Source organism: Pseudoalteromonas sp. BSi20480 (assembly GCF_000241365.1).
Lineage (GTDB): Bacteria > Pseudomonadota > Gammaproteobacteria > Enterobacterales > Alteromonadaceae > Pseudoalteromonas > Pseudoalteromonas marina.
Window position 1 is genome coordinate 1 of record NZ_BADX01000055.1, and the last position, 25,527, is coordinate 25,527.

20 protein-coding genes and 1 pseudogene are annotated in these 25,527 nt (G+C 40.5%); 8 read left to right on the top strand and 13 right to left on the bottom strand.

Going from position 1 to position 25,527, the window contains the following annotated elements; translation table 11 throughout:
* Nucleotides 1–35: 35 nt before the first annotated feature.
* From P20480_RS12755 to secA, 3 genes are read right to left on the bottom strand one after another with little or no spacing between them, the layout of a single operon-like run.
* A complete protein-coding gene (locus P20480_RS12755; protein WP_008128195.1) occupies nt 36–1,106 on the bottom strand; it encodes a phosphotransferase enzyme family protein in 1,071 nt (356 codons plus the stop codon).
* Between the two features lie 14 nt (nt 1,107–1,120).
* Nucleotides 1,121–1,519: an 8-oxo-dGTP diphosphatase MutT gene (mutT, locus tag P20480_RS12750; RefSeq protein WP_008128201.1), complete on the bottom strand. Its 399-nt coding sequence runs from the start codon at nt 1,517–1,519 to the stop codon at nt 1,121–1,123.
* 60 nt (nt 1,520–1,579) lie between these two features.
* Nucleotides 1,580–4,288 carry a preprotein translocase subunit SecA gene (gene secA / locus P20480_RS12745; RefSeq protein WP_008128203.1) on the bottom strand — a complete coding sequence of 903 codons (2,709 nt, stop codon included), beginning with the start codon at nt 4,286–4,288 and terminating at the stop codon, nt 1,580–1,582.
* Nucleotides 4,289–4,694: 406 nt separating this feature from the next.
* On the opposite strand from secA, the gene P20480_RS12740 reads away from it, so the two are divergent.
* A complete protein-coding gene (locus P20480_RS12740) occupies nt 4,695–5,465 on the top strand; it encodes a Rossmann-fold NAD(P)-binding domain-containing protein (RefSeq protein ID WP_008128204.1) in 771 nt (256 codons plus the stop codon).
* A gap of 8 nt (nt 5,466–5,473) precedes the next feature.
* On the opposite strand, the gene hutH is transcribed toward P20480_RS12740, so the two are convergent.
* From hutH to hutC, 3 genes are all read right to left on the bottom strand, one after another.
* Nucleotides 5,474–7,006 (bottom strand): histidine ammonia-lyase, encoded by a 1,533-nt coding sequence (gene hutH / locus P20480_RS12735; protein WP_006793077.1) that lies wholly within the window; start codon nt 7,004–7,006, stop codon nt 5,474–5,476.
* Nucleotides 7,007–7,008: 2 nt separating this feature from the next.
* Complete coding sequence (gene hutU, locus P20480_RS12730; RefSeq protein ID WP_008128208.1) at nt 7,009–8,682, bottom strand: urocanate hydratase; 1,674 nt, start codon at nt 8,680–8,682, stop codon at nt 7,009–7,011.
* A gap of 70 nt (nt 8,683–8,752) precedes the next feature.
* A complete protein-coding gene (hutC, locus tag P20480_RS12725) occupies nt 8,753–9,460 on the bottom strand; it encodes a histidine utilization repressor (RefSeq protein ID WP_006793079.1) in 708 nt (235 codons plus the stop codon).
* Between the two features lie 120 nt (nt 9,461–9,580).
* Between hutC and hutI the strand changes: the two genes are divergently transcribed.
* Nucleotides 9,581–10,828, top strand: coding sequence for an imidazolonepropionase (gene hutI, locus P20480_RS12720; protein ID WP_008128210.1), 1,248 nt, complete (start codon nt 9,581–9,583; stop codon nt 10,826–10,828).
* 124 nt (nt 10,829–10,952) lie between these two features.
* Nucleotides 10,953–12,614 carry an EAL domain-containing protein gene (locus P20480_RS12715; RefSeq protein WP_008128213.1) on the top strand — a complete coding sequence of 554 codons (1,662 nt, stop codon included), beginning with the start codon at nt 10,953–10,955 and terminating at the stop codon, nt 12,612–12,614.
* 125 nt (nt 12,615–12,739) lie between these two features.
* Here P20480_RS12715 and P20480_RS12710 read toward each other — a convergent pair whose 3' ends face one another.
* Nucleotides 12,740–13,801 carry a formimidoylglutamase gene (locus P20480_RS12710; RefSeq protein ID WP_008128215.1) on the bottom strand — a complete coding sequence of 354 codons (1,062 nt, stop codon included), beginning with the start codon at nt 13,799–13,801 and terminating at the stop codon, nt 12,740–12,742.
* A 1-nt stretch (nt 13,802) separates the two neighbouring features.
* Entirely contained in the window at nt 13,803–14,300 is a 498-nt protein-coding gene (rraA, locus tag P20480_RS12705) for a ribonuclease E activity regulator RraA (protein WP_006793083.1), read from the bottom strand.
* Between the two features lie 205 nt (nt 14,301–14,505).
* Here rraA and P20480_RS12700 point away from each other — a divergent pair, with 205 nt between their 5' ends.
* The 3 genes from P20480_RS12700 (at nt 14,506) to P20480_RS12690 (ending at nt 18,062) form a co-directional block, all read left to right on the top strand.
* Nucleotides 14,506–15,045, top strand: a complete 540-nt coding sequence (locus P20480_RS12700) for a phosphatase PAP2 family protein (RefSeq protein ID WP_006793084.1) — start codon at nt 14,506–14,508, stop codon at nt 15,043–15,045.
* Nucleotides 15,042–16,073: an MJ1255/VC2487 family glycosyltransferase gene (locus P20480_RS12695; protein ID WP_008128218.1), complete on the top strand. Its 1,032-nt coding sequence runs from the start codon at nt 15,042–15,044 to the stop codon at nt 16,071–16,073. Before P20480_RS12700 ends, P20480_RS12695 begins: the two co-directional genes overlap by 4 nt.
* 108 nt (nt 16,074–16,181) lie before the next feature.
* Nucleotides 16,182–18,062 carry a methyl-accepting chemotaxis protein gene (locus P20480_RS12690; protein ID WP_008128220.1) on the top strand — a complete coding sequence of 627 codons (1,881 nt, stop codon included), beginning with the start codon at nt 16,182–16,184 and terminating at the stop codon, nt 18,060–18,062.
* 23 nt (nt 18,063–18,085) lie between these two features.
* Here P20480_RS12690 and P20480_RS12685 read toward each other — a convergent pair whose 3' ends face one another.
* The 5 genes and pseudogenes from P20480_RS12685 to priA all read right to left on the bottom strand — a co-directional run bounded on the left by P20480_RS12685 (nt 18,086) and on the right by priA (nt 23,196).
* The gene (locus P20480_RS12685; RefSeq protein ID WP_008128222.1) at nt 18,086–18,460 is read right to left on the bottom strand and encodes a gamma-butyrobetaine hydroxylase family protein; all 375 of its coding nucleotides are present in this window, start codon (nt 18,458–18,460) and stop codon (nt 18,086–18,088) included.
* Between the two features lie 65 nt (nt 18,461–18,525).
* Nucleotides 18,526–19,854, bottom strand: coding sequence for an HslU--HslV peptidase ATPase subunit (gene hslU / locus P20480_RS12680; RefSeq protein ID WP_006793088.1), 1,329 nt, complete (start codon nt 19,852–19,854; stop codon nt 18,526–18,528).
* Between the two features lie 11 nt (nt 19,855–19,865).
* Complete coding sequence (gene hslV / locus P20480_RS12675; RefSeq protein ID WP_006793089.1) at nt 19,866–20,384, bottom strand: ATP-dependent protease subunit HslV; 519 nt, start codon at nt 20,382–20,384, stop codon at nt 19,866–19,868.
* Between the two features lie 79 nt (nt 20,385–20,463).
* Nucleotides 20,464–20,989, bottom strand: a pseudogene (locus P20480_RS12670) (SPOR domain-containing protein).
* Between the two features lie 20 nt (nt 20,990–21,009).
* Nucleotides 21,010–23,196 carry a primosomal protein N' gene (priA, locus tag P20480_RS12665; protein WP_008128228.1) on the bottom strand — a complete coding sequence of 729 codons (2,187 nt, stop codon included), beginning with the start codon at nt 23,194–23,196 and terminating at the stop codon, nt 21,010–21,012.
* Nucleotides 23,197–23,427: 231 nt separating this feature from the next.
* Between priA and rpmE the strand changes: the two genes are divergently transcribed.
* Together rpmE and P20480_RS12655 are read left to right on the top strand one after the other, a co-directional pair.
* Nucleotides 23,428–23,643 carry a 50S ribosomal protein L31 gene (rpmE, locus tag P20480_RS12660; RefSeq protein ID WP_006793092.1) on the top strand — a complete coding sequence of 72 codons (216 nt, stop codon included), beginning with the start codon at nt 23,428–23,430 and terminating at the stop codon, nt 23,641–23,643.
* 619 nt (nt 23,644–24,262) lie between these two features.
* Nucleotides 24,263–25,504: a malic enzyme-like NAD(P)-binding protein gene (locus P20480_RS12655; protein WP_006793093.1), complete on the top strand. Its 1,242-nt coding sequence runs from the start codon at nt 24,263–24,265 to the stop codon at nt 25,502–25,504.
* Nucleotides 25,505–25,527: the final 23 nt, after the last annotated feature.

Genomic DNA, 25,527 nt, shown 5'->3' on the forward strand with positions numbered 1-25,527 from the left:
ACTGCTTTTTTGATACGAAATTTTAAACGCTTACTTTATTGTTTCATTAGGGTTTCGTACATCCATGCTTCGTTAACTAAAATGTTTTTATATAAAGCGAGTTGGTTTTGAGTGCGTACTAAATTGTGTTCGAGGTATGCGGTTTTAAAGTACACGTCGTTATTTAAGTAATCTGTTAAAAAGCGCACACTGAGCATCAGGGGCATTATTTTAGCGCCTAAAAGTAAACTGAGCTGTTCTTGTTTACTCAATATTGGTTTGAGTGGTGCTAAGTAACCTTTAACGAGTGCTTCAAAAACCTCTTTTCTAATAACAACCTTATCAAGACTTGTCGAATCCTCTGCTTCTGCACAGCAAAATGTACGTACCATATCGCCAAAATCGTGTAATAAAAAACCAGGCATACAGGTGTCTAAATCAATAACAGCTTTCGCTTTATGAGTTTTACTGCAGTAGAGCATATTATTGATTTTAGTGTCATTGTGGCAAACTCGAATAGGTAAATGCTGAGTTATAGCTTTAAGTTCATCAACTAAGTGTTGTTGCGATAAGCAAAACTCAATGTCTTTTTTACTGCGGTTAAGCCTGCTTTCATCACTATGCGTCATTGCTGTGTTTAGCTGCTCAAAGCGCATAGCCAAGTTATGAAAATCATCAATCACAGTATGCAGTGTGGCTGTGTCAAAATCGTGTAAGGCACTTGCAAAAGTACCAAAGGCCAAAGCAGCTTGATGCGCTTGCTCTGGGTTTTTAACAACATCCTCGCTGTAACTGTGCTCAATATAGTTAAGTACGCGATATGGCTCTTCATTAAGTATGGTTAAATACTCGTTGTTGCCTGTGTTAATGTGTTTAACAATATCGAGCGGATAGTTTTTTTGCTTCTGCTTAGTATTTAGGTGTTGCTCAATAAGTTGTGCGTTATTGACAATTTGAGCTGGGTACTTAAATACATGAGTGTTAAGTTTTTGCACAATAAATCGCTGATCAAAATGTGTTAGTAGCCATGTGCTATTGATATGGCCGCTGCTGATGGTACTCAACTGAGTTGTTTCAGGGTTGAGTTTTAGCAGTTTACTCAACGTATTTTGTACAGTGTTATTCATTGTAACTCACTTAATCAAGCGTATCGAGATTGCAGTTTTTCAATTATTTCAGCATTAGCGGCAGGGAAGTCATAGTGAGTTAACTCACTAATATTTACCCATTCACTAGGTTGCCCTTCAGCGCCATGCGCTTCACCGCTAAAGTTACTGACAACGTGAATATCGAGTTTTACGCATTTGTCGCCATAATCATGTTCGATCACCATGAGTTGGCTAGAGCTGTGAATAGTAATACCTACTTCTTCAGTCAACTCACGTTTAAGCGCTGCAAATACACTTTCATTCGCTTCAACTTTACCACCAGGAAACTCCCATAAGCCACCTTGATGTTGCTCATCGGCACGTTTGCAGATAAATATTGCATTATTTTTTTTAATTACACCAACGGCTACATTTACTATTTTTATTGTCATATCTTTACCCCATAAAAAAAGCGACGCAAGCGCCGCTTTTTAATTACTTACAATGCGTGGTTATTTTAATTTACCACAACATTGCTTGAATTTTTGACCTGAACCACAAGGACACGGATCGTTACGACCAACTTTTGGCTCTGTTCTGGCCATTACCGTAGCACTTGGAGGTGCTTCGCCGCCTACGTGCTCAGCTTCTTCATGTTGGTACTCGCGAGGGGCATTTTCACTCTTACGGTGTTGCTCTTCTACTTTTTCAACATCTTCTTCTGCACGTACTTGTACTTTACTTAAAATGCTAACTACATCAACTTTTAAGTTTTCAAGCATTTCAGAGAACAGTTCAAACGACTCGCGTTTGTACTCTTGCTTTGGATTCTTTTGCGCGTAGCCACGTAAGTGAATACCTTGGCGTAAATGATCCATCGCCGCAAGGTGATCTTTCCAATGTTGGTCAAGACTTTGAAGCATAATTGCTTTTTCGAATTGACGTAGAACTGAATCACCAACCTGTTGCTCTTTTTGCTTGTAAGCTTGATCAACAGCTTCTTCAATACGCTCACGAAGTTTTTCTTCGTATAGTTTATTGTCGTCTGCTAACCATTGAGTAATTGGTAGCTCAATTAAGAAGTCTTGTTTTAAGCGCTCTTCAAGACCTGGTACATCCCACATTTCAGCAAGGCTTTGTGGGGCAATGTATTGATCTATTGTATTGCTTAGTACGTCACCACGAATTGCTGTGATAGTTTCTGAAATATCACCTTCTTCAAGTAATTCATTACGCTGAGAGTAAACAACACGACGTTGATCGTTTGCTACGTCATCGTATTCAAGTAGCTGTTTACGAACATCAAAGTTACGTGCTTCTACTTTACGCTGTGCATTTTCAATTGCGCGGTTAACCCATGGGTGTTCAATTGCTTCACCGCGTTGCATACCTAGTTTACGCATCATGTTAGTCATGCGCTCGCCGGCAAATATACGCATAAGCGCATCGTCCATCGAAAGGTAAAAACGGCTAGAACCAGCATCACCTTGACGGCCAGAACGACCACGTAATTGGTTATCTATACGGCGCGATTCATGGCGCTCAGTACCAATAATGTGCAAACCGCCAGCATCAATGACTGCATCGTGGCGAAGTTTCCATGCTGCTTTAATTTCAGCAATTTTTTCATCAGTTGGATTATCAAGTTTTTCAACTTCGCTATTCCAGTTACCACCTAGCACAATATCGGTACCACGACCGGCCATGTTAGTTGCAATGGTAACAGTACCAGGTAAACCTGCATCTGAGACGATATCAGCTTCTTGTGCGTGGAATTTAGCATTAAGTACATTGTGCTTAATTTTTTCTTTGCGTAAAAACTGTGATAAGTATTCGGAGCTTTCAATTGAGATAGTACCTACTAGTACAGGCTGTCCGCGTTCTTGACAGTCTTTAATATCAACTAAAATAGCTTCGTATTTTTCTTCTTGCGTTAGGTAAACTAAATCAGCGCGATCATCACGGATCATTGGCTTATTAGTTGGCATAACAACGGTATCTAGGCCATAAATTGACTGAAACTCAAATGCTTCAGTGTCGGCAGTACCTGTCATACCCGCTAATGTTTCGTACAAACGGAAGTAGTTTTGGAACGTAATAGATGCCAAAGTTTGGTTTTCGTTTTGAATTTTAACACCTTCTTTAGCTTCTACAGCTTGGTGTAAACCTTCAGACCAACGACGACCTTCCATTGAGCGACCAGTATGCTCGTCAATGATGATAACTTCGTTTTCTTTAACAACGTAATCAACATCTTTTTGATATAATTTGTGCGCGCGAAGTGCAGCATATACATGGCTTAACAAGGTAATACTTGCGGCAGAGTATAGCGAATCGCCTTCTTCAATTAAGCCACGCTCGCTAAGTAATTCTTCTACTTTAACTTGGCCGCGCTCAGTTAAATGAACTTGCTTAGACTTTTCATCGATTGTGTAATCGCCGTCGCCTTCAACACCTTCCTCGTCTTCTTTTTCTTGGAGTTCAAGTAAAGGAACGATGGTATTTATTTCAGTGTATAGCTGTGAGCTGTCCTCGGCTGGGCCTGAGATGATAAGCGGTGTACGCGCTTCATCAATTAGGATTGAATCAACTTCATCGACTACAGCGTAAAATAATGGACGCTGAACGCGCTCATCAATACTAAATGCCATGTTGTCGCGAAGGTAATCAAAACCAAACTCGTTGTTTGTACCGTAGGTAATGTCAGCAGCATACGCTTGCTTTTTTTGTTGTGGCATCATGCCAGGAACATTGCAGCCAACCGTTAGGCCTAAAAATTCAAATAACGGACGGTTAGTTTCAGCATCGCGCTTTGCAAGATAGTCATTCACGGTAATAACGTGAACCCCTTTACCTGTTAAGCCGTTTAAGTAAGCAGGTAAGGTTGCTGTAAGTGTTTTACCTTCACCGGTACGCATTTCTGCAATACGGCCTTCGTGTAAAACCATGCCGCCTAGTAACTGTACGTCAAAGTGGCGCATGCCATTAACGCGTTTAGATGCTTCACGAACTACTGCAAATGCTTCAGGTAGAATATCGTCAAGGCTTTGTCCGTTATCGTAACGTTCTCTGAATTCTGCTGTTTTAGCGCGTAAATCTTCATCAGAAAGGGCTTCTAACTGCGTTTCTAGCGCATTGATTAGCGCGACCGTCTTTCTAAAGTTTTTAATAGTGCGGTCGTTGCGACTACCAAAAATCTTGGTAAATAAATTAGATATCATGATAAAACCGTTACAATCAATTCGTTGTTAGCCGCGTATCGGCTAACCCATTTTTAACAATTGGTAATTAATATGTGCTTTTAAGTAACACTTAGTACATATTAATTAGCAATTTTGTATTAAACCATTCAAAAAGCACTGTTTATTACGTGCGCTACTATACCAGACTCTGCCAAACAACAAACTATCTCAGCCAAAAGATCTGTATATAAAATAGAAAAATTTGATCTGCATTCTAAAAAAGCCGTGGTATTAACTCATTACTATAAAAATAGTAATGAACTGTGAATATATGGTGCTTAAAAAATTAAAAACAAGGGGGGCGTTACATTTGTGAACTTTAGAAAATTATGCTCAGATAACAGCATTAAACAATGGTGCGCTTAACGCGAAGGTGTGTGTCAACATGCAAAATAAGGTGAATAAATTAGTTGTATTGGGTGCTGGCTGGTTAGGTCATGCGCTATGTGTTAATGCACAACAGGCAGGTTGGAAGGTGCAGGGTACTCGTCGGTCAAATACACGAGAATTTGATTTTGAACGCCAGTTTAAATTAGAAGGTAATCAGCTAATACATCAGGTTGATTTAGACAATGCGTTTTGGGTCTGTGCTATTCCACCACGAAGTCGTCATAGCGAGAGTAATTACCCAGAAACACTTACTGCAGCCTTGACGTTGTCTAAAAAGTTAAATGCAAAAGGGTTTTTATTATGTTCATCCACAGGGGTTTACGACCAAGAACCCGGTGTATACAGTGAAAGTAGCGATATTGCTTGCGCCAATCCAAGGCAAACAAAATTATATCAGGCCGAAGAGCAAGTCCTTGAGCAAAACGGTAAGGTACTGCGTTTAGCAGGATTACTTGGCCCAAACAGAGAGCCGGGTAAGTTTGTTGCGGGTAAAGAGCTTAATACTTCAAGTCAGCAAGTGGTTAACATGGTGCATCAGCAAGATGTAATAAATGCTATTTTTGCGGTAATAGCGCATTGGCAAGTAGGACAAAATATTTACAATATCGTTAACCCCGAGCACCCAACAAAAGCCGATTACTATGCATTAAAGTGTAAGCAGAATGGTGGCGAAATGCCAAAATTTACGAGCGATGAAAAAGCTGAGCGCAAGGTTATTGGCTCAGCTATCGAGGCGTTAGACTTTACTTACCAGTACGGTATTTAACACTTATTTTAATAAGAAGGGAGAGGGTTGTGGTCAATAAAGTCGCACAATTTACCTTCGCTCAATAGAGTGTTAGTTTGTTCTATATCGGGTGCAAAATAGCGATCTTTATCGTAGTAGGTCACATATTCGCGTAGTAAATTTTTTGCCTTTAATACTTTTTCACACGGGCTTAGCGGTTTTCTAAATTCCAAGCCCTGTACTGATGCAAGCCACTCTATAGCCAAAACACCTTGTGTATTATTTGCCATGTCTTGTAACCGCCTCGCGGCAAACGTAGCCATTGAAACGTGATCTTCTTGGTTGGCTGATGTTGGTAAGCTATCTACAGACGCGGGATGCGCAAGCGATTTATTTTCAGATGCCAATGCTGCTGCTGTCACTTGAGCAATCATAAAGCCAGAGTTTACGCCACCGTTTTCAACTAAAAAGGGCGGTAATTTTGATAAGTTAGAATCAATAAGTAGGGCAATTCTGCGCTCTGCTAAAGCGCCAATTTCAGCAATTGCAACAGCGAGGTTGTCGGCGGCCATAGCGACAGGTTCAGCGTGAAAGTTTCCGCCAGAAATAATATCGCCCACATCGGCAAATACGAGTGGGTTGTCGGTTACACCATTTGATTCGCACAGCAATACGTCAGCTGCTTGGCGTATTTGTGTTAAACACGCACCCAATACTTGAGGTTGGCAACGTAAACAATAAGGGTCTTGTACTTTTTCACAGTTTACATGTGAGTCGCTAATTTGTGATTGAGTATCAAGCAAATCTCTAAACACTTGTGCGGTATCTATTTGACCACGTTGCCCACGAATTTCGTGAATACGTGAGTCAAAGGGAGCGCGGCTCCCCATTGCTGCTTCAATACTTATAGAGCCTATTACACAGCTTTGCGCATATAAATCTTCTGCTCTAAATAACCCCTGTAATGCAAAAGCGGTAGACGCTTGAGTACCGTTAAGCAGCGCTAAACCTTCTTTTGCTGCAAGCGTAAGCGGTTCAAGCCCTGCTATTTTCAAACCTTCAGCCGCACTGATTATTTTACCCTGATGGCGCATCTGGCCTTCGCTTAGCAAGGGTAAGCACATATGTGCAAGTGGAGCTAAGTCACCTGAAGCGCCAACAGAGCCTTTTTTAGGAACGCATGGGTAAACTTCACTGTTTAGCAACTGTATAAAAAACTCGATGACTTGTAAGCGAATGCCTGAAAAGCCACGAGAAAGCGAGTTTATTTTTAGTGTAATCATCAATCTTACTGTGCTGTCGTCCATGTACTCGCCAATGCCAGCGGCATGAGAAAGCACAATTGAACGCTGAAGTAGCTCAAGCTCGTCATCAGCAATTTTGGTATTAGCAAGCAGGCCAAACCCGGTGTTAATTCCATACACTGTGCGTTGCTCATTAATGACATTTTGAACGGTTTGTGCGCTGGCAGCGATTTGAGATTCGGCATTTTTTTCAAGGTTTATTTGTACACTTGATGCATTAATCTTTCTTAGACTATTTAAATCAAGCGAGCCGGGCGTGAGAGTTAGTTCGACCATGATTATTCCTCGTTCAGCATTGGTAAGTCTAAGTTTTGCTCTTTGGCACAGTTTTTTGCGATATCGTAACCGGCATCTGCATGGCGCATTACACCGGTAGCGGGGTCATTCCAAAGCACGCGACCAACACGTGCTTTCGCTTCGCCTGTACCATCGGCAACAATAACAACACCTGAGTGTTGGCTAAAGCCCATTCCTACACCACCGCCATGGTGAAGTGATACCCACGTAGCGCCACTTGCTGTGTTAAGCAACGCATTAAGCAAAGGCCAATCAGAGACGGCATCTGAACCATCTTTCATGCTTTCTGTTTCACGATTAGGGCTTGCTACTGAGCCAGAATCAAGATGATCACGGCCAATAACAATAGGTGCTTTAAGCTCCCCATTTTTTACCATTTCATTAAATGCCAGTGCTAAGCGTGCTCTGTCTTTTAAACCCACCCAGCATATACGAGCCGGTAAGCCTTGGAATTGAATGCGTTCGCGCGCCATATCAAGCCAATTGTGCAAATGTGCATCATCAGGGATTAGTTCTTTTACTTTAGCATCTGTTTTATAAATATCTTCTGGATCGCCCGATAAAGCGACCCATCGAAACGGGCCAATACCTTGGCAAAATAATGGGCGGATATAAGCTGGAACAAAGCCAGGGAAATCAAATGCGTTTGTAACACCTTCTTCAAATGCCATTTGGCGGATATTATTACCGTAGTCAGTGGTTGCTGCGCCTGCTTTTTGTAGGGCCAACATGGCATTAACTTGTACAGCCATTGATTGTTTTGCTGCTTTTACAACCGCTTTTGGATTTTGTTCACGCATTTTTGCGGCGTGCTCCATAGTCCAACCTTGTGGTAAGTAACCATTAAGTGGGTCGTGTGCTGATGTTTGGTCGGTCACTATATCGGGTGTAATGCCACTGCTTACAAGTGTGCTAAATATATCTGCAGCGTTGCCCAGCAAACCAACTGAAATTGCTTTGTCGTTAACGCATGCGTCAGTAATTAACTGCAGTGCATGTTCAAGATTTGTGGCTTTTACATCAACGTAGCCAGTTTTAATGCGAAAATCGATGCGGCTTTCGTCACACTCAACAACTAAGGCGCAAAAGCCCGCCATAGTTGCCGCCAGTGGCTGCGCGCCGCCCATGCCACCAAGGCCACCTGTTAACACCCATTTACCTTTAGCTTGACCATTAAAGTGTTGTTTAGCCATGGCTACAAATGTTTCGTATGTGCCTTGTACAATGCCCTGAGAGCCAATATAAATCCAAGATCCAGCCGTCATTTGGCCGTACATCATTAAACCTTTTTTATCTAGTTCGTTGAAGTGCTCCCAGTTAGCCCAGTGGGGTACCAAGTTTGAATTTGCAATTAAAACGCGAGGAGCATTGCTGTGTGTTTTAAATACGCCAACAGGTTTACCTGACTGAACAAGCAATGTTTCGTCATCATTTAATCGGTCTAGGGTTGCTATTATTTTATCAAAACTTGGCCAATCACGTGCCGCTCTACCAATACCACCATAAACAACTAATGCGTGAGGATGCTCTGCAACCTCAGGGTCTAAATTGTTCATGAGCATGCGTTTTGCCGCTTCAGTTTGCCAGCTTTTTGCGCTTATCATATCGCCATGCGGTGCACGTATTACGCGACTTGTGTCGAGTCGGTTAGTCATGTGTTGCTCCTATTGTATATACAAGGTGATTTGTCACAAAAAAAGCGCATGATGCGCAATTTTGTTTATCTTATTTTTTAAACGTTAAGTGTCCGCCCAAGCGGTATTTGCTACCAGGCGATACAAGTCGTGCAAAACTTACAATACCGTTAACTGACCATGTTCTGCGAATAACTTGCAGGCAAGGCTCTTCGTTATATAGGTTTAACCATTGGCACATTTCGTTGTTGGGCATAATGGCTTCTACTGTGTGTCTAGCTTGGGTGAGAGGTGCAACACTTGAAAGATACTCATGAGGAGTCGTTGCACTAAAATCTTGTTGTAAATAGCCGCTAGCAAGCGCAGGGTTTACAAAGCGTTCTTCAAGCTGTAACGGGCTGTCGTTTTCGTTATGAACCAGTACGCTTCGGTACACGACGCTATCTACTTCTACTCCTAGTGCGATAGCAATAGGGGCCACCGCGTTTATTGATTCAAGTATAAGCACGCTACAGGTGTAGTTGCCGTTACGTTCTTTAACTTCATCGGCAATATTTTTAATTTCAAGTAATGAAGACTGCGACTTAAACGAAGCAACAAATGTTCCAAGGCCTTGGCTACGCGTAAGTATTCCAGATTCTGTTAATTCGCTAAGTGCGCGGCGAGCAGTCATTCTGCTAACGCTAAATTGTGTGCTTAGCTCGTTTTCAGAGGGAACGCGTTGGTTTTCTTGCCACAAACCGCTGCGAATTTTATCAACAATAAATTGTTTTATTTGCGCAAATTTAGGTGTTGTCATTAACTGGGTAGCTGCATTAGGAGTAATTTATATTAAATAAGATGACACAATCCTCTTGTATATACAAGATGTGTTGTTAGACTATATTTCAATCATGTCAGGGTATGTATGGACTGCAATATGCAAAACACTCAACAAAATAATAACTTAGAAAATATCGATTTACTTTTAATCGATGCAAATATTGCCACAATGGATCCTACTAGAGATACACCTTATGGGATCATCAAAAATGCAGCGTTAGCCATTAAAAACGGAATAATTGTATGGTTAGGTGAACAAGCATCGTTACCGCCATTTGACGCTTTTGCAACGCCAACTTTGAGCATAAAAGGGCAATGGCTAACACCTGGTTTAATAGATTGCCATACACATTTGGTATTTGCTGGTTCTCGTGCGCAAGAATTTGAGCAGCGATTACAAGGCGTAAGCTATGAACAAATTGCAGCGCAAGGCGGAGGCATTGCAAGTACAGTAAAAGCAACCAGAGCTGCAGATAGAGAGCAACTATTTGTTGATGCCAAAGACAGGCTCAATACACTGTTAAAAGAAGGCGTAACAACAGTTGAAATTAAGTCGGGTTATGGGCTTGATACCGAAAACGAAATTAAACTATTAGAAGTGGCAAGACTACTGGGTGAGCATCACCCTATTGATATAAAAACAACATTTTTAGGCGCTCATGCATTACCTAAGGAATACAAAGGCCGTGCAGATGAATATATTGACTTGGTGTGCAACGAGATGCTTGAGCAAGTCGTTGCAGGTGATCTTGCCGACGCCGTTGATGTGTTTTGCGAAAATGTAGGGTTTAGTTATGAGCAAACTAAGCGCGTATTTGCGGCGGCGACTAAACATAATTTGCCAGTAAAATGCCATGCAGAGCAGTTATCTAATCAGCATGGTGCTGCGCTGGTGGCCGAATTTAATGGATTATCGGCAGATCATATAGAGTACCTTGATGAGCAAGGTGTAGAAGCCATGGCAAAGGCCGGCACTGTGGCTGTGCTGTTACCGGGGGCATTTTATTTTTTAAGAGAAACTAAACAGCCCCCCATAGAGCTACTTAATCAATATAAGGTGCCAATTGCGATTGCGAGCGACTTTAATCCAGGTACTTCACCGCTGTGTTCGGTGCAATTAATGATGAATATGGCATGTACACTCTTTAGATTAACACCAGAGCAAGCACTGGCAGGTGTTACCAGTAACGCAGCTAAAGCTCTGGGATTAAATGATAGAGGAGTGTTAAAAGTGGGAGCCAGAGCCGACATTGCACATTGGCAAATAAGCCACCCATCGCAATTAAGTTACCAATTCGGCGTAAATAAACTGTCAAATTTATGGATTTTGGGTAAACTTAATTAGTTTGTATTATTTTTGTTCATATTTAACATGTTGTTGTTAAAGTTTTTTTACGAATACGAGTGCCGTTAACTTGAATATATTAACCGACAGTAATTTTCCGATTTTTTTTAGTGGTGCGCTTTTAATGGCGATGATCACCACTTTATTTTCGGTTAAAAATACCAACATTAAATTTAGTTATTTATGCACAGGTGTTGTAGGTTTAGCTATTTTAAGTAGCGGTGAAGCATGGTTAGCTATTTTATTGGCCTTTGGTTTTTGTTTTCACTTATGGCAATCATTCGAACGTAATAATTGGAGTATGATTATTACCAGCTCTGCCGCCGGACTGTTATTTGTGGTGTTGTTTTCAGCACATTTGTTATTGGATGTGCCGTTATTTTGGGTGGTACTAGCCATATTACTGTGCGCTGTAGTTGGGTTACTAAATGATGAAAGTGACGAGCCCAAAGTTAGTATGGCGCCAAAACAGGTCGACGACGCCTTTGTAGAAGAGTCACCCCTTTCAGTATTTGCTAGTAAAAAAGAGTTACGTCAAGGTTACTATGTGTGGTGTGATGATACTCAAGTTGAAGCCGTGCTTATTATTATTCGACTTGAAGGCTTTGAGCAAGTTAATCAGCATATAGGACGTGGCTTTGGCGATATTTTATTAGCGCAATCAGCAAATAGAATACAAGAACAATTAGAAAGCGAAGAAGTGATTACTTTAGTGGGTAATGAAAAGCTTGCCCATTTAGGTGGATTAAATTTTGCGTTTATTTGCAGCTTAGCCAATCACAAGCATTTACACGAACAAATTATTGATACTATACTCGGTGCAACACTTAAGCCTTTTAATGTCGCCAATTGCACGGTTGAAGTGAAAGCGAGAGCAAGCTATGTTGCCTGTAATGAGCAAGATACTAACTTTGACGATTTAATTTCCTATGCCTACTTAGCCCTTGATAGCCAGCCTACTCAAAAAGTGGTGCCTTATCACCAGCAAATGATGATTGAGCAATTAGAACAGCAAGCGCGTTTAAAAGAACTTGCTAACATTGACTTCGCAAGCGAGCTTGAGTTGTATTTTCAACCGGTTATTTGTAATAAAAATGGTCAAATTGAGTTTTTGGAATTGTTATTGCGTTGGCAGCATCCTAAACAAGGGATTTTATCTGCTAATCGTTTTATTGATGATATTAGAATTGCAGGGCTTGGTTACCCACTTGCTAAGTTTGTTATAGAGCGGGCTGCAGAACTTGCTATGGCACTTAGAATAGAAGGCATAGCTATACCGCTAAGCATTAACGTATTTGGCCCAGAAATGCTTAATGAAGAGTTTGTTGAGTTTGTTGATAATGTAATAACAGAGCACAACTTACAAATAGGGGATTTAATTGTTGAGTGTCCATTACATATATTTACGGGGCTCGATGATAAAGGCAGAGCGATGATCGCAAGGCTGAACAATATTGGCTTAAAGCTTTGTGTTGATGGCTTAGGTGATAACCCTGTCCTGCTTTCTAAGTTACCTAGCTTAGCAGTGGAATATATAAAAGTAGCGCCGTCATTAACGGCTGATTTTAGCAACCAAAATAATATCCGCAGTTTAGTTGGCGGTATGGTTGAAATGCATAATCAGCAAAAAACAAAAGTCATTTTTGAAGGGGTGGAAACCCTTGAGCAACTTAAATTTGTTAAAAGTTTAAATGCCTATGCTGCCCAAGGTTATTACTTTGGGCATCCGCTTAGTAGCATAGGCTTAATGAGCTGGTTAAAAGAGTGGCAACAAGCACAAGGTTAATTAGAGTGAGCGCAAAAGGCTTCGTTTTGCGCTACCTTACTGACGTTTCAAGGTTGTAATACAGGAGAGTAATGCTGCTAAGTTTACATTATTTATTAATTTATAGCCTCACAGCACGATCAAATTTATTTGAATGAGCACTCACTTTCTTTTGCCAGTAAGTAGCTATTTACCAATGCACTGATCACTTGTCCTACATGTGTGGCACCTATTTCAGGTCCGTTTGGGTGTTGGCTCGGTGATGCCTCACATAGGTGTAAGTATTTAGCGTTTCGGTTACTTGCTGCTTTATATATAAAATGTTCAGTGTCGCTGACACTAAACCCACAGCATGTATAGGCACTTACAGGCATAAATGTAATACTGTCTAGATCTACTTCAATACCTAGGGGTAATGAATCAAAACCGTTAATAGCCTTATCAATAGACTGAGTAAGCGTTATGTCGCGTTTTACTTTGAGTGACTGGTAGCTATCAAACGTGAAGTTTGCCTGCGTCATGGCATCAATAATTGCTTGGTTATTTTTCTGTTCATGTAGGCCAATAACATGGTAATTATTGAGTAGCTTCTCGTTATAAGCATATCGAAACCCATTACCACTGTGGCGTCCTTCGCATTCTCTAAAGTCAGCATGAGGGTCAAAGTTTATTGCATTAACTGGTGTATGCTGTGAACCACTAAATGCACGAATAATCCCTAAGCAGTTATTATGCCCGCCACCAATCACAATTGGTTCAAGACCCGCTTTAAATATTAGATTTAATACACTTTCTACGCGCTCATCTAACTGTTGGCATAGCAAACGTAATTGCTGAAGTTGTTCAGGGCTTTTGTTGTTTAATTGGTTACTTTGCGCCATTAGGTCATCAACGTGGACTTCGCCAAGTAACAACACTTTTTGAGTGGCAATAAATTGATTATGAGGTTGGTTTAAAAACTTAGATAAAAAAGCAGGCCAGGCTTCACTTGCTCCACCATTGCCTAAATTTGCTTTAGGGCCAATGTCTTCACATATGCCTAAAAGTACATAGCGCATACCAAACTCAGCGGCATCAACAAGGGCTTGTTGAACATCTACGTGAGTGTCGAGCAAAGACATGGCTTGCCATGCTTTTTTTTCGTTTGCGCGGGTAGAGCACAAGGCTTTAACCGCGCTTTCATCATATATTTTTAACTGAGCGGTCACGTTATACTTCTACAACTTCCAACTCAAGTTCCTCAGCAGATAACACAATACCCGTGCTATCGGCATAGATGAAGTCGTCATCGAAAAACGACACACCAGCAAAGTTAACACCAATGCCATTTTCGCCAGCGCCTTCGCTGTCGGCAGCCACAGGGATTGATGCTATGGCTTGAATACCTACATCAAGCTCTTCTAGCTCATCTACATGGCGGACAGCTCCGTACACAACAATGCCATTCCAATTGTTTTCAAAAGCTAGTTCAGCAAGTTCAATATCAATAAGTGCACGGCGAGTAGAGCCACCACCGTCAATTAATAGCACTTGTTCTGTACCGTCTTGAGATAGTATTTCGCGGATCAGTTCATTATTTTCAAAACATTTAACCGTTTTAATGCGGCCACCAAAACTGTGTCGACCACCAAAGTTGATGAACATTGGTTCTAGCACGTCAACCACGTCAGCAAAGTGGTCACATAAATCAGAAGTGCTGTAATCCATTATTTTATCCTCAAAAGGTACATTAATTTATAACTCAGTATACCTGCCTTATAACCAATAACAACGACTTAATCGTAGTAAATTTAAGCAAAACAAGGAGTAAATCAAGAATGGCAACAATAGTGTCTTAAAAGCGTCACTCAATTGTTATTTACAACACCTAAGCTAAATCAGTGTTCATATATTATGCGATGAGGAATAAGCAATGGGAAATAATAATATACTTAAAAAAGTAGCTCAGTTTGACGAGCGATTATTTTTAACTTTGTTTAACTGTAACTCACCTAAGTGGCTAAAAAAAATGGCGTTTGGATTATCTAAAAGTGGTGACGGCGGATTGTATTTAGTTATATGTGCAGGTGTGTGGTGGCTTAGTAAAAACGAGCTGCACCAGCTATTACCAATCGCAATAATGCTTGGCTTTATTATTGAGCGGCCCATTTACTTTTTAGCTAAAAAGTATTTTGCACGAATAAGGCCATGCGATTGTTTAGTAACCAATGCCTATATAGTACCGAGTGACAAATTTAGCTTACCGTCAGGTCACAGTGCTGCCGCTTTTTTAGTTGCTATTATTTTGTGTCACTTTTTCCCTCAGTATGTATGGCTATTTTTAGGCTGGGCTGGTGGTGTGGCAATATCGAGAGTGGTATTGGGGGTCCATTATCCTGCTGATATTATTATTGGTGCACTCATAGGTAGTTCATGTGGGTTATTTGCATTGGCACTAGTGGTGCCAGCATGAAAATATTATACGGTATTCAAGGCACTGGGAATGGCCATATAACACGGGCCCGTGTTATGGCTAGCTGCTTTAAAAAACTAAATATTGACGTTGATTATGTTTTTTCAGGACGTGCAAATAAAGATTACTTTGATATGCACGACTTTGCGAACTATAAAAGCTTTAGAGGGCTGTCGTTTAATACTAAAAACGGGCAAGTAAAAAGCCTTCAAACCGTTAAAAATGCGCGTGTTTGTAAGTTAGTGAAAGACATTAAATCGTTCGATGTAAAGCAGTATGACTTTGTGCTTAATGACTTCGAGCCAATTACTGCATGGGCAGCTAAACGAGCGGGTGTTCCTGTGGTTGGTATTAGTCACCAGGCGGCTTTTTTATCTAACAGTGTTCCTATGTTTAGCCGAGGTATTTTACGTAAGTCGTTAATAAAATATTATGCACCTGCTGATACGTATTTGGGGGTTCATTGGCAGCCATTTGCTGAAAACATTATTCCACCATTTATTGCACATCATGAACATAGTAATCCTGTTGCGATTATTAACAAAGTATTGGTGTACTTGCCCTTTGAAAACCTTGCTAGCATTATTGACTACCTAAAGGACTTTCCCGAAAAAGAGTTTTATTGTTATCACCCCGATGCGCAAAATAGATCGCTGGGTAATATACATTTACGTTCGCCTTCAAGATCTGACTTTTTAAATGATTTAGCCAATACAAGCGGCGTGATTGGTAATGCCGGGTTTGAACTTGCCAGTGAGGCATTAAAGTTGGGTAAAAAGTTATTACTAAAGCCGTTAGATGGCCAGTTTGAACAAAGTGAAAATGCACAAACATTACTCACTATGGGAATGGCTCATGTAATGAATTACTTAAATCCACAAGCATTAGATGACTGGAATAATGCACCTCAAAACAGGCAAATTAATTACCCTAGCGACCCTGAACCACTTGTAGATTGGTTATTACAAAAACAGTGGCATAAAACTCAATTACTACACAGAGGTTTATGGGGCAGTGTTAATTTGTAATGCCATATATTCTTCAGGTATGACCAGTTTGCAAAAAGCTAAAAAAAATAAAAGCAGATTAAGACATTAGTCTATAATAAGGTTGCATATTAACCAAAGGTGTTTGAAATGAGTTTTTTAGAAAATTTAACGATTAAGAGGCGATTGCAACTTAATGCTTTGGTAGTTGGTTTAGCAATGGTTATTCTATTATGTGTAACTATTTTTGAGGGAAAGGAAAATCTTAAATTAAATCAGACTATACAGCTAGCGAAAGAGCTGAATATTCAGCAATTAGAGTTAAGAAAGCATGAAAAAAACTTTTTGTTTTACAAAACAGAGAGCTCTTTAGAGTCGTTCGAAAAAGAGTATGCAGTCCTGGATACAAAGTTAGCTGAATTACAGGCTTTAATGTCTAGTTTAAATATTGATACTCAAAAAGCAGCGCAATTAAAAAGCTTAGTTGCTAAATATAATAGCGATTTTAATAACGTAGTCTCTCTTCAAAGAAAAATAGGCTTAAATCCCAAAGATGCTCTTTATGGTGAACTAAGAAGTGCAGTGCATAAAGTAGAAACCTTACTTAACGAGCAGCAAAGCGATGAGTTGCTCGTGCTTATGCTGCAATTAAGACGTGCTGAAAAAGATTTTATGCTGCGTTTAGATACCAAGTATCTCCCCCGTTTTGATGACACAATTACTAAGCTTGAACAAAGCCTTTCTCGTTCAACAATAGACTCAAACACCAAATCACAGCTCAATAGCTTAATTGCTACTTATCAGAATTCTTTTCAGGCGCTGGTAAAAGCCCAAGTTGAATTAGGGGTAAACTTAGAGTCAGGAGCTCTTGGTAAAATGCGAGAAAGCGTATCAAAAAGTGACACTGTGGTTGGCCAAATTGTTGAGGAAACAGTAACTCATGTCAAAAACAGCGTAAGTGAGGCACAGTTTTTGGCAATTACTATTTTCGTTATTGCAGGCGTTATTGTTTTATTACTTGTTTACTTTACTAGCCATTCAATCATTGTGCCTATTGAACGCGTTTATCACAGCATAAATGATATAAGACGTAATAACGACTTAAGTGTAATGATAGAGCAAACAGGTAAAGATGAAATCACTATCATGACGACTGACTTTAACAGTTTAATAGGTGACTTTAAAAACCTGATTTATGAGGTTAATGGCGCACTAAATACTCTCAATGTAGCAACAGATCATTTATCTGAGAGCACAGCAGCCACAAGCTCAGGTATGCAAGAGCAATTACACGAAGCTGACATGGTTGCTACCGCAGCAACAGAAATGCAAGCGACTATTCAGGATATTTCGCACAACACTGAAGCGGCTGCTAAAAAAGCGGAGTCTACAAACTTGAGTGCTCAACAAGGCCGTAGCGAAGTTGAATCAACCGTTAACCATATCAGAGAATTGTCTGGATCTTTAGGCAGTGCATCTGATGTGGTGTCTCAACTAGAAAAAGACGGTGAAACGATTGGCTCGGTGCTTGATGTTATTCGTGGTATTGCTGAACAAACTAACTTACTTGCGCTTAATGCTGCAATTGAAGCTGCTCGTGCTGGCGAGCAAGGTCGCGGCTTTGCGGTGGTTGCTGATGAAGTGCGCTCATTAGCCCAGCGTACGCAAGAGTCTACTAGTGAAATAGAAGGGATTATTAATACCCTACAGCAACGTACTCAGGAAGTTGTAAGCATTATGCACCAATGTCGCTCACAAGGTGATGAAAGTGCATCCCAGGCAATTAAAGCGGGCGAGTTGTTGGGTGCTATTACTGAAGATGTACAAACCATTATGGAAATGAGTACACAAATTGCCGTTGCTATTGATGAGCAAAGCCAAGTTGCATCAGAGGTTAATAAAAACGTGGTACGTATTAGAGATATTGCACAAGATGCATCAGAGCATGCATCGCGTAACGCGCAAACCAGTGAAGAGGTATCTGAGCAAGGTCGCGTACTATATGCTGCGATAGATAAATTTAAAGTCTAAATTTATTAAAGAGCCAATAAAGTTTAAGGAATAAACTTTATTGGCACACTGTCTTTGTTTTTTGTGTTTTCGCTCACACGTTCTAAATACTCATTCCATAACTGAGTCTGCTGTTCTTGCAGCTTAGCAAAATAGTTCCAGCTAAATAACCCGCTATTATGGCCATCGTCAAAATCTAGGCGCAATGCGTAATGCCCAACCGGGACTATTTTTTTTATCCCGACTGATTGCTTGTTTAAAACCAGCTTCATAGGGCCAGAGCCATGGCCTTGTACTTCTGCTGATGGAGAGTGAACACGTAAAAATTCACAACTAAATACGGCTTTACTATCATCGTCAAAGTAAACATCTAAATTTTTGCTCACGCTATGATAATGCACTTTTGTTACGTGTTTCATGTTTTGTATCCCATTAAAAAAGCCCCCAATATGGAGGCTTTTAGTATAACTACTTATAGTACCAATTAAAGAATAAAGCGGCTTAAATCTTCATCTTCAACTAGTGCACCTAAATGTTTTTCAACATAAGCCGCATCAATAACTACCGACGACCCAGCTTGCTCAGACGCATCGTATGAAATCTCTTCCATTAGCTTTTCCATCACGGTATGAAGACGACGAGCACCAATATTTTCGGTTTTCTCGTTAACTTGCCATGCCGCTTTTGCAATACGCTCAATAGCGTCATCACTGTACTGAACATCAACTTGCTCAGTTTTAAGTAGCTCGCGCTGTTGCTCTGTGAGTGATGCATGAGGCTCTGTAAGTATACGTTTGAAGTCGTTTGCAGTAAGAGCTTCAAGCTCAACGCGAATAGGTAAACGACCTTGTAGTTCAGGGATCATGTCTGATGGTTTAGCCATTTGGAATGCACCAGAGGCAATAAATAGCATGTGGTCAGTTTTAACCATACCGTGCTTAGTATTTACTGTTGAACCTTCAATAAGCGGAAGTAAATCGCGCTGTACACCTTCTCGACTAACATCTGGACCCGATGAATCTCCGCGCTTACAAATTTTGTCTATTTCATCGATAAACACAATACCATTTTGCTCTACAGCAAATATAGCCTGCTCTTTTAGCTCTTCTGGGTTTACTAATTTGCCCGCTTCTTCTTCGGTTAGTAACTTAAAGGCTTCCTTAATTTTGAGCTTGCGCTTAGTGCGCTTATCGCCACCCATGTTTTGAAACATGCCCTGTAGCTGGTTGGTCATTTCTTCCATACCAGGAGGCGCCATAATTTCTACGTTTGGTTGTACTTGTGCTAAATCGATTTCAATTTCTTTATCGTCTAGTTGACCTTCGCGAAGCTTTTTACGGAATGTTTGGCGTGTTGATGAGTTTTCATCACGCTGAGTTTCACCGTATTGATCTTTAACAGGTGGTAAAAGTGCATCTAAAATACGATCTTCGGCCGCTTCTTCTGCGCGGTGTTTAAACTTTTTAGTTTGTTGTTCACGTGTCATTTTAATAGACACTTCAACTAAGTCGCGAATGATGGTTTCAACTTCCTTACCAACATAACCCACTTCGGTGAACTTGGTTGCTTCTACTTTAATAAAAGGGGCATTAGCAAGTTTGGCTAAGCGGCGCGCAATTTCCGTTTTACCAACACCTGTAGGACCAATCATTAAAATATTTTTTGGCGTTACTTCTGCACGTAAATCATCGTTTAATTGCATACGGCGCCAGCGATTACGAAGTGCAATAGCAACGGCTTTTTTTGCGTTAGCTTGGCCAATAATATGTTGATCTAACTCGTGAACAATTTCTCTTGGGGTCATAGCAGACATAGCGGTTCCTATTATAATTCTTCAATAGTTTGGAAGTTGTTAGTAAATACGCAGATATCACCTGCAATAGTTAGGCTTTTTTCTACTATTTCACGAGCGCTTAAATCGGTGTTTTCTAATAACGCGGTTGCGGCCGATTGGGCAAAGTTACCACCACTACCAATGGCAATTAAGTCATTTTCTGGCTGAACGACGTCGCCGTTACCGGTGATAATTAAAGAGGCAGTTTCATCGGCTACAGCTAACAGGGCTTCTAACTTTCTGAGTGCACGGTCACTACGCCAATCTTTCGCCATTTCAACAGCAGCTTTGGTGAGATTACCTTGATGCATTTCTAGTTTGCTTTCAAAACGTTCGAACAGGGTGAAGGCATCAGCAGTACCGCCGGCAAAACCTGCGATTACTTTGCCATTATAAAGGCGTCGAACTTTACGGGCGTTACCCTTCATTACGGTATTACCCAATGAAACTTGGCCGTCGCCACCAATTACAACTTTGTTGTCGCGGCGTACACTTACAATAGTGGTCATGTTATTCCTCATCATCGAGTTGCAGGGGCAACTCGTTAAAAACGATTATGATGAGGTTATATGGGTGAATGGTTTATTTTCAAGTCCAGCCCCAAATTCCGCAGCCGACGACTTTGACACGCTTGAGTTTATTTTTATCACTTTCTGCTTGGCGCTTCGTTTTGTAAGGCCCTAAACGTACTTTATACCAAATACCTGTTTCGCCTTTGGTTTCTCTTATTTCAGATATAAGACCAGCAAAGGCTATTTTAGCTTTTAACGATTCAGCCTGTTCATGAGTCCTGAACGAGCCGCATTGCATAACATAAGGACCTTTTTGTTCAATTTCTTTTACTTCTACTTGCACTTCATGGTTTCTGATTTCTTTTATAAATTCAGGCGCACGAGGAACGACCACTTCTATTTTTTCTTTTTCGGCTGGGTTAGTTTGTTTTTCAACAAGCTCGGGGTCGGCATTATTTTTAATAAACCATAATCCATAGGCAAAACCGCCCACAAGCAAAGCTGCAACAATTACCAAAAGATAAGGGAATGGCTTTTTAGCAGGTTCTTTTTTGGTGTTTTTCTATTTTTGGTTTTTTATTAATGTAATCGTGCTGTGCCATAGCGTTATTTTGGCCTTAACCTAAATCATATCTATAGGGTCTACATCTAAACTCCAGCGAACTTTTTGTGCAAGTTTACTGGTGCTTAAATAATCAACCATTTGCGCAAGATACTGATGTAATATGCGGCGATCTTGCGCTTGAATGTGCAATTGAAACCGATACATACCCGCAATTCTCTCTAATGGGGCAGGGATCGGACCGAGCAATTGTATACCAGATACCCCATTAACTGGAACCAAATCTGTCAAAAAGTCGACGACTAGTTTAATACTGAGCCCTTGTGCGCGGACTATAGCCATATTTGTGATGGGAGGTAAGTCGGCGTCATCACGCTCGCTTAACGCAAAGCGTGCAAAATCTTGGTAACCATTATTGACCAAATCTTGTAAAAGTGGATGTTCGGGAAAATGTGTTTGTAATAACACCTGGCCAGGCTCTCCTGAGCGGCCAGCACGTCCTGCTACTTGAGTCACTAACTGCGCTAAATGTTCCGTTGCTCTGAAGTCGCAGGAATATAGGCCGCTGTCTACGTCTAAAATTATGACAAGGCTTACATCAGCAAAGTGATGACCTTTTGCAAGCATTTGCGTACCAACTAATATGCGCGCTCCACCTAAATTAATTTCGTCGAGGGCTTTTTCTAAACTGCCTTTACGACGAGTTGAATCGCGATCAATACGGGTTACTGGCGTATCAGGAAACTCGTTTGTTAAAAACTCTTCTATTTGTTCAGTACCTTTGCCATTAGGGAATATTTGCGTGCTCCCGCAATCAGGGCATTGATGAGGTACTTGATGTTGGTCGCCACAATGGTGGCAAATCATTTGACCAATCGCTTTATGGAACGTGGCACTAGTACTGCAACGGTTACATTCACTTAACCAACCACATTCATGGCAAATAAGTGTAGGTGAAAAACCACGACGATTTAAAAATACCATAACCTGTTTACCACGATTCAAATGTTGGCGCATAGTAGCAAGGCTTGCGTGAGCAATACCCGCCTGATCGGGCTGGCCTTTCATGTCGAGTAATTTAAATTGGTTATCGGTTGAGGTTTGAGCGCGCTCAGTCAAGCTTAATAGTTGGTACTTATTATTAATGGTTTTATGCAAGGTTTCGAGCGCTGGAGTAGCACTGCCGAGTATAAGTGGGATTTTATGCTGGAATGCACGATAAGCTGCTAAATCTCGAGCATGGTAACGAAGGGTATCTTGTTGTTTAAATGATGAGTCATGTTCCTCGTCAACTACAATCATACCGAGCTTTAAAAAGGGTAAAAAAATACTTGAGCGCGTACCTATTACAATAGCGCAACTCCCTTTTTCGCAAAAGCGCCATGTTTGTAGGCGTTCGTTATCGGTAAGTGCAGAATGCCATAACATGATGGGTGTATCTGGAAAGCGGCGACGAAAGCGGTTTACCGTTTGAGGGGTAAGGCCTATTTCGGGGACAAGTACTAAGGCTTGTTCACCTCGCTTTAATACTTCTTCAAGACATTGAAGATAGACTTCGGTTTTACCACTACCAGTAACCCCTTCTAATAAAAACGTGTTAAAGCCTTTACTTTGATTAATTGCAGTGCAAGCTACGGCTTGCTCTTTATTCAGTGTAGGCTTACTACCCACTGTTGGTGCAGTACTTTGCCACTGATTATCATGTTCTATGGTTTGTGTAACAAGCGCTTTTGCAATAAGGCTATCGATAGTCTTTTTACTAAAGCCGAGTGCTTTAAGCTCGGTTAATGATGATTTACCTGACTGTGCAAGTTGCTTTAATAAGTTAAGTTGAGTTTTTGCTTTGAGTGACGGAAGTTTTGATCCTTTTTCTGTCAGCATAACCATATTGATACTGGTTTTATCCGGTGACTCACCTTGGCGCAGCGCACTAGGTAGCGCTATATGAATTGTTTCGCCGAGTGGGTAACAGTAATAGCGAGATGTAAAACTCAAAAGCGCAATGTGTTCAGATGATAAAATAGGCGCGTCATCAATGATTTCGATGATGGATTTTATTTTGTTTTCGGGGACGTCGGTCTTGCTTTTAATAGCTAAAACAACGGCGACTTTTTTTTGGTTACCAAAAGGCACCAACACACGCATACCTGGTTTAAGTGGTGATGCCATGCCATCGAGTTGCTTATCTACTTTATAATCAAAGGTGCGCGGTAAGGGGACTTTTATAGCGACTTCAGCAAAACACATAGCAACTCAACTCATAAAATTAATGATGTAATGTACTAAAAATAACGTTAAAAACCTACTAGCAAATATTGCTTGCTTAAGTGTCTGCCTACTTTTTTAGCAAAACAGTTAATAATAGCTTGTGTGTTTGATGGTAGTTGGATAAAATCCGCGACCAACAAATTTGTTTTAACGACGTATGGTGCCAGACTTCGGGTTTGGAGAGCGATGCGGCCTTAACTAGAGGTTTCTATGAAAGAAGGTATTCACCCTAAGTACGAAGTAATTTCTGCAACTTGTTCATGCGGCAATAAATTCGAAACAAGCTCTACTCTATGTAAAGACATTCACCTTGACGTATGTTCAGCGTGTCACCCTTTTTACACTGGTAAGCAAAAAGTTTTAGACACTGGCGGACGTGTTGATCGTTTCAACAAGCGTTTCGGTGCACTTGGTAGCAAGAAGTAATTTTTGCTGTCTCGTTAAATTAAGCACCTTAGGGTGCTTTTTTATGCTTTTAATTTAGTTATACCAATTTAATAGTAATAACGTTTCGATTTAAAAAATTAAGTTTTACACGAACGGCGTCAATGTTTTTTAATATAGGACAACTAAATAACAAATTATTTAGCTTGATGCTCGATTTTCATATTCCCCTGCTATGCATAACTATTTCCTGTTCTTATTCTGAATATGCATAAACCTTTACAGACAAACCGCAAATTATTCTCTATATTTTTAATTAGTTCATTTTTTAACTAAGTGGTTAAATGCAGCTAACGTGAAGTTATATGTTTTTAAAGTATGTGGATAAGCCTATTTTTGCTTATTTTTATAGGACTTTATTAAGATATTTTATAAAAAATAATGAAAGAACAATTGTGCCTTTAGAATCCGTTATTGGATGAATTTTTATTTATAAAGTGTCGATATAATTTACAAAAGTTATTGAAAAACCTCTTAAAATTAATCGAACTAGCATATAACAGGATAGACCTGATATTGCTTGGAATTTAAAAATAATAAGGGTATCGTAGCCTAAACTTCACCTCTCACTTTTACTTTAATTGCAGGATACAATCGCGTTATGTCAGACTTTCGTGAACAAGCACTACACTATCATTCGCACCCCGTTCCAGGAAAAATTAGCATTGAACTAACAAAGCCTGCTGAAACGGTAAAAGATCTCGCATTAGCATATAGCCCAGGAGTTGCAGAACCCGTACGTGAAATCGCTGCAGACCCTGCAAACGCTTATAAATACACAGGCAAAGGGAATATGGTTGCGGTTATCACTAATGGTACTGCAATTTTAGGCTTAGGTAATTTAGGCCCACTTGCTTCAAAACCTGTAATGGAAGGTAAGGCGTTACTGTTTAAGCGATTTGCTGGCCTTGATTCTATTGATATCGAAGTGAAACACCGCACTACTGAAGACTTTATTAATACAGTTGCTAATATTGCCGACACGTTTGGCGGAATTAACCTTGAAGATATTAAGGCGCCAGAGTGTTTTGAAATAGAAAAAGCATTGATTGAGCGCTGCAGTATCCCGATATTTCATGATGATCAGCACGGTACTGCCATTGTAACTGCTGCGGGTATGTTGAACGCGCTTGAGGTGCAAGGCAAGTCTATCGAAAATGCGACTATTGTGTGTTTGGGTGCTGGTGCTGCTGCGGTTGCTTGTATGGAGCTGTTAATTAAGTGTGGTGCTTTGCGCGAGCACATTTATATGCTTGACCGTAAAGGTGTTATTCATACTCGTCGTGATGACTTAAATGAATACAAAAAACTTTTTGCTAACAATACAGACAAGCGCACGTTGCAAGATGTTATTGAAGATGCAGATGTATTTGTTGGTGTATCGGGGCCTAATTTATTAGCTGCCGATGATTTAAAACTAATGGCAGAAAAACCAGTTGTGTTTGCTTGTTCAAACCCAGATCCAGAAATTGATCCTGCACTGGCTCATTCTGCTCGAAACGATCTAATTATGGCAACGGGTCGATCAGATTACCCTAACCAAGTTAATAATGTACTGTGTTTTCCGTTTATATTCCGCGGTGCTCTTGATGTACGCGCCAGTGCAATAAATGATGAAATGAAAATTGCAGCTGTAGAAGCGATTAGAAGTATTGCCAAAGAGCCTGTACCTGCTGAAGTACTGACGGCTGCGGGTGTTGATAAGCTGGAGTTTGGTGATAAGTATATTATTCCAAAACCAATGGATCCTCGTTTATTACCACGCATTGCAAAAGCGGTTGCAATAGCTGCTGTAGAGTCAGGTGTTGCACAAATTGATTTACCAGAAAACTATATGGAATAACGACTAAGTTGTAATTTAGACAC

Bases quoted from the DNA above. Each gene is read 5' to 3' on its own strand.
- P20480_RS12740 (WP_008128204.1), top strand. From the start codon at position 4,695: ATGCAAAATAAGGTGAATAAATTAGTTGTATTGGGTGCTGGCTGGTTA.
- P20480_RS12715 (WP_008128213.1), top strand. From the start codon at position 10,953: ATGGCGATGATCACCACTTTATTTTCGGTTAAAAATACCAACATTAAA.
- P20480_RS12695 (WP_008128218.1), top strand. From the start codon at position 15,042: ATGAAAATATTATACGGTATTCAAGGCACTGGGAATGGCCATATAACA.
- P20480_RS12755 (WP_008128195.1), bottom strand. From the start codon at position 1,106: ATGAATAACACTGTACAAAATACGTTGAGTAAACTGCTAAAACTCAAC.
- mutT (WP_008128201.1), bottom strand. From the start codon at position 1,519: ATGACAATAAAAATAGTAAATGTAGCCGTTGGTGTAATTAAAAAAAAT.
- P20480_RS12655 (WP_006793093.1), top strand. From the start codon at position 24,263: ATGTCAGACTTTCGTGAACAAGCACTACACTATCATTCGCACCCCGTT.
- P20480_RS12690 (WP_008128220.1), top strand. From the start codon at position 16,182: ATGAGTTTTTTAGAAAATTTAACGATTAAGAGGCGATTGCAACTTAAT.
- hutI (WP_008128210.1), top strand. From the start codon at position 9,581: ATGCAAAACACTCAACAAAATAATAACTTAGAAAATATCGATTTACTT.
- hslV (WP_006793089.1), bottom strand. From the start codon at position 20,384: ATGACCACTATTGTAAGTGTACGCCGCGACAACAAAGTTGTAATTGGT.
- priA (WP_008128228.1), bottom strand. From the start codon at position 23,196: ATGTGTTTTGCTGAAGTCGCTATAAAAGTCCCCTTACCGCGCACCTTT.
- hutC (WP_006793079.1), bottom strand. From the start codon at position 9,460: ATGACAACACCTAAATTTGCGCAAATAAAACAATTTATTGTTGATAAA.
- P20480_RS12685 (WP_008128222.1), bottom strand. From the start codon at position 18,460: ATGAAACACGTAACAAAAGTGCATTATCATAGCGTGAGCAAAAATTTA.
- hutH (WP_006793077.1), bottom strand. From the start codon at position 7,006: ATGGTCGAACTAACTCTCACGCCCGGCTCGCTTGATTTAAATAGTCTA.
- secA (WP_008128203.1), bottom strand. From the start codon at position 4,288: ATGATATCTAATTTATTTACCAAGATTTTTGGTAGTCGCAACGACCGC.
- hslU (WP_006793088.1), bottom strand. From the start codon at position 19,854: ATGTCTGCTATGACCCCAAGAGAAATTGTTCACGAGTTAGATCAACAT.
- P20480_RS12700 (WP_006793084.1), top strand. From the start codon at position 14,506: ATGGGAAATAATAATATACTTAAAAAAGTAGCTCAGTTTGACGAGCGA.
- rpmE (WP_006793092.1), top strand. From the start codon at position 23,428: ATGAAAGAAGGTATTCACCCTAAGTACGAAGTAATTTCTGCAACTTGT.
- hutU (WP_008128208.1), bottom strand. From the start codon at position 8,682: ATGACTAACCGACTCGACACAAGTCGCGTAATACGTGCACCGCATGGC.
- rraA (WP_006793083.1), bottom strand. From the start codon at position 14,300: ATGGATTACAGCACTTCTGATTTATGTGACCACTTTGCTGACGTGGTT.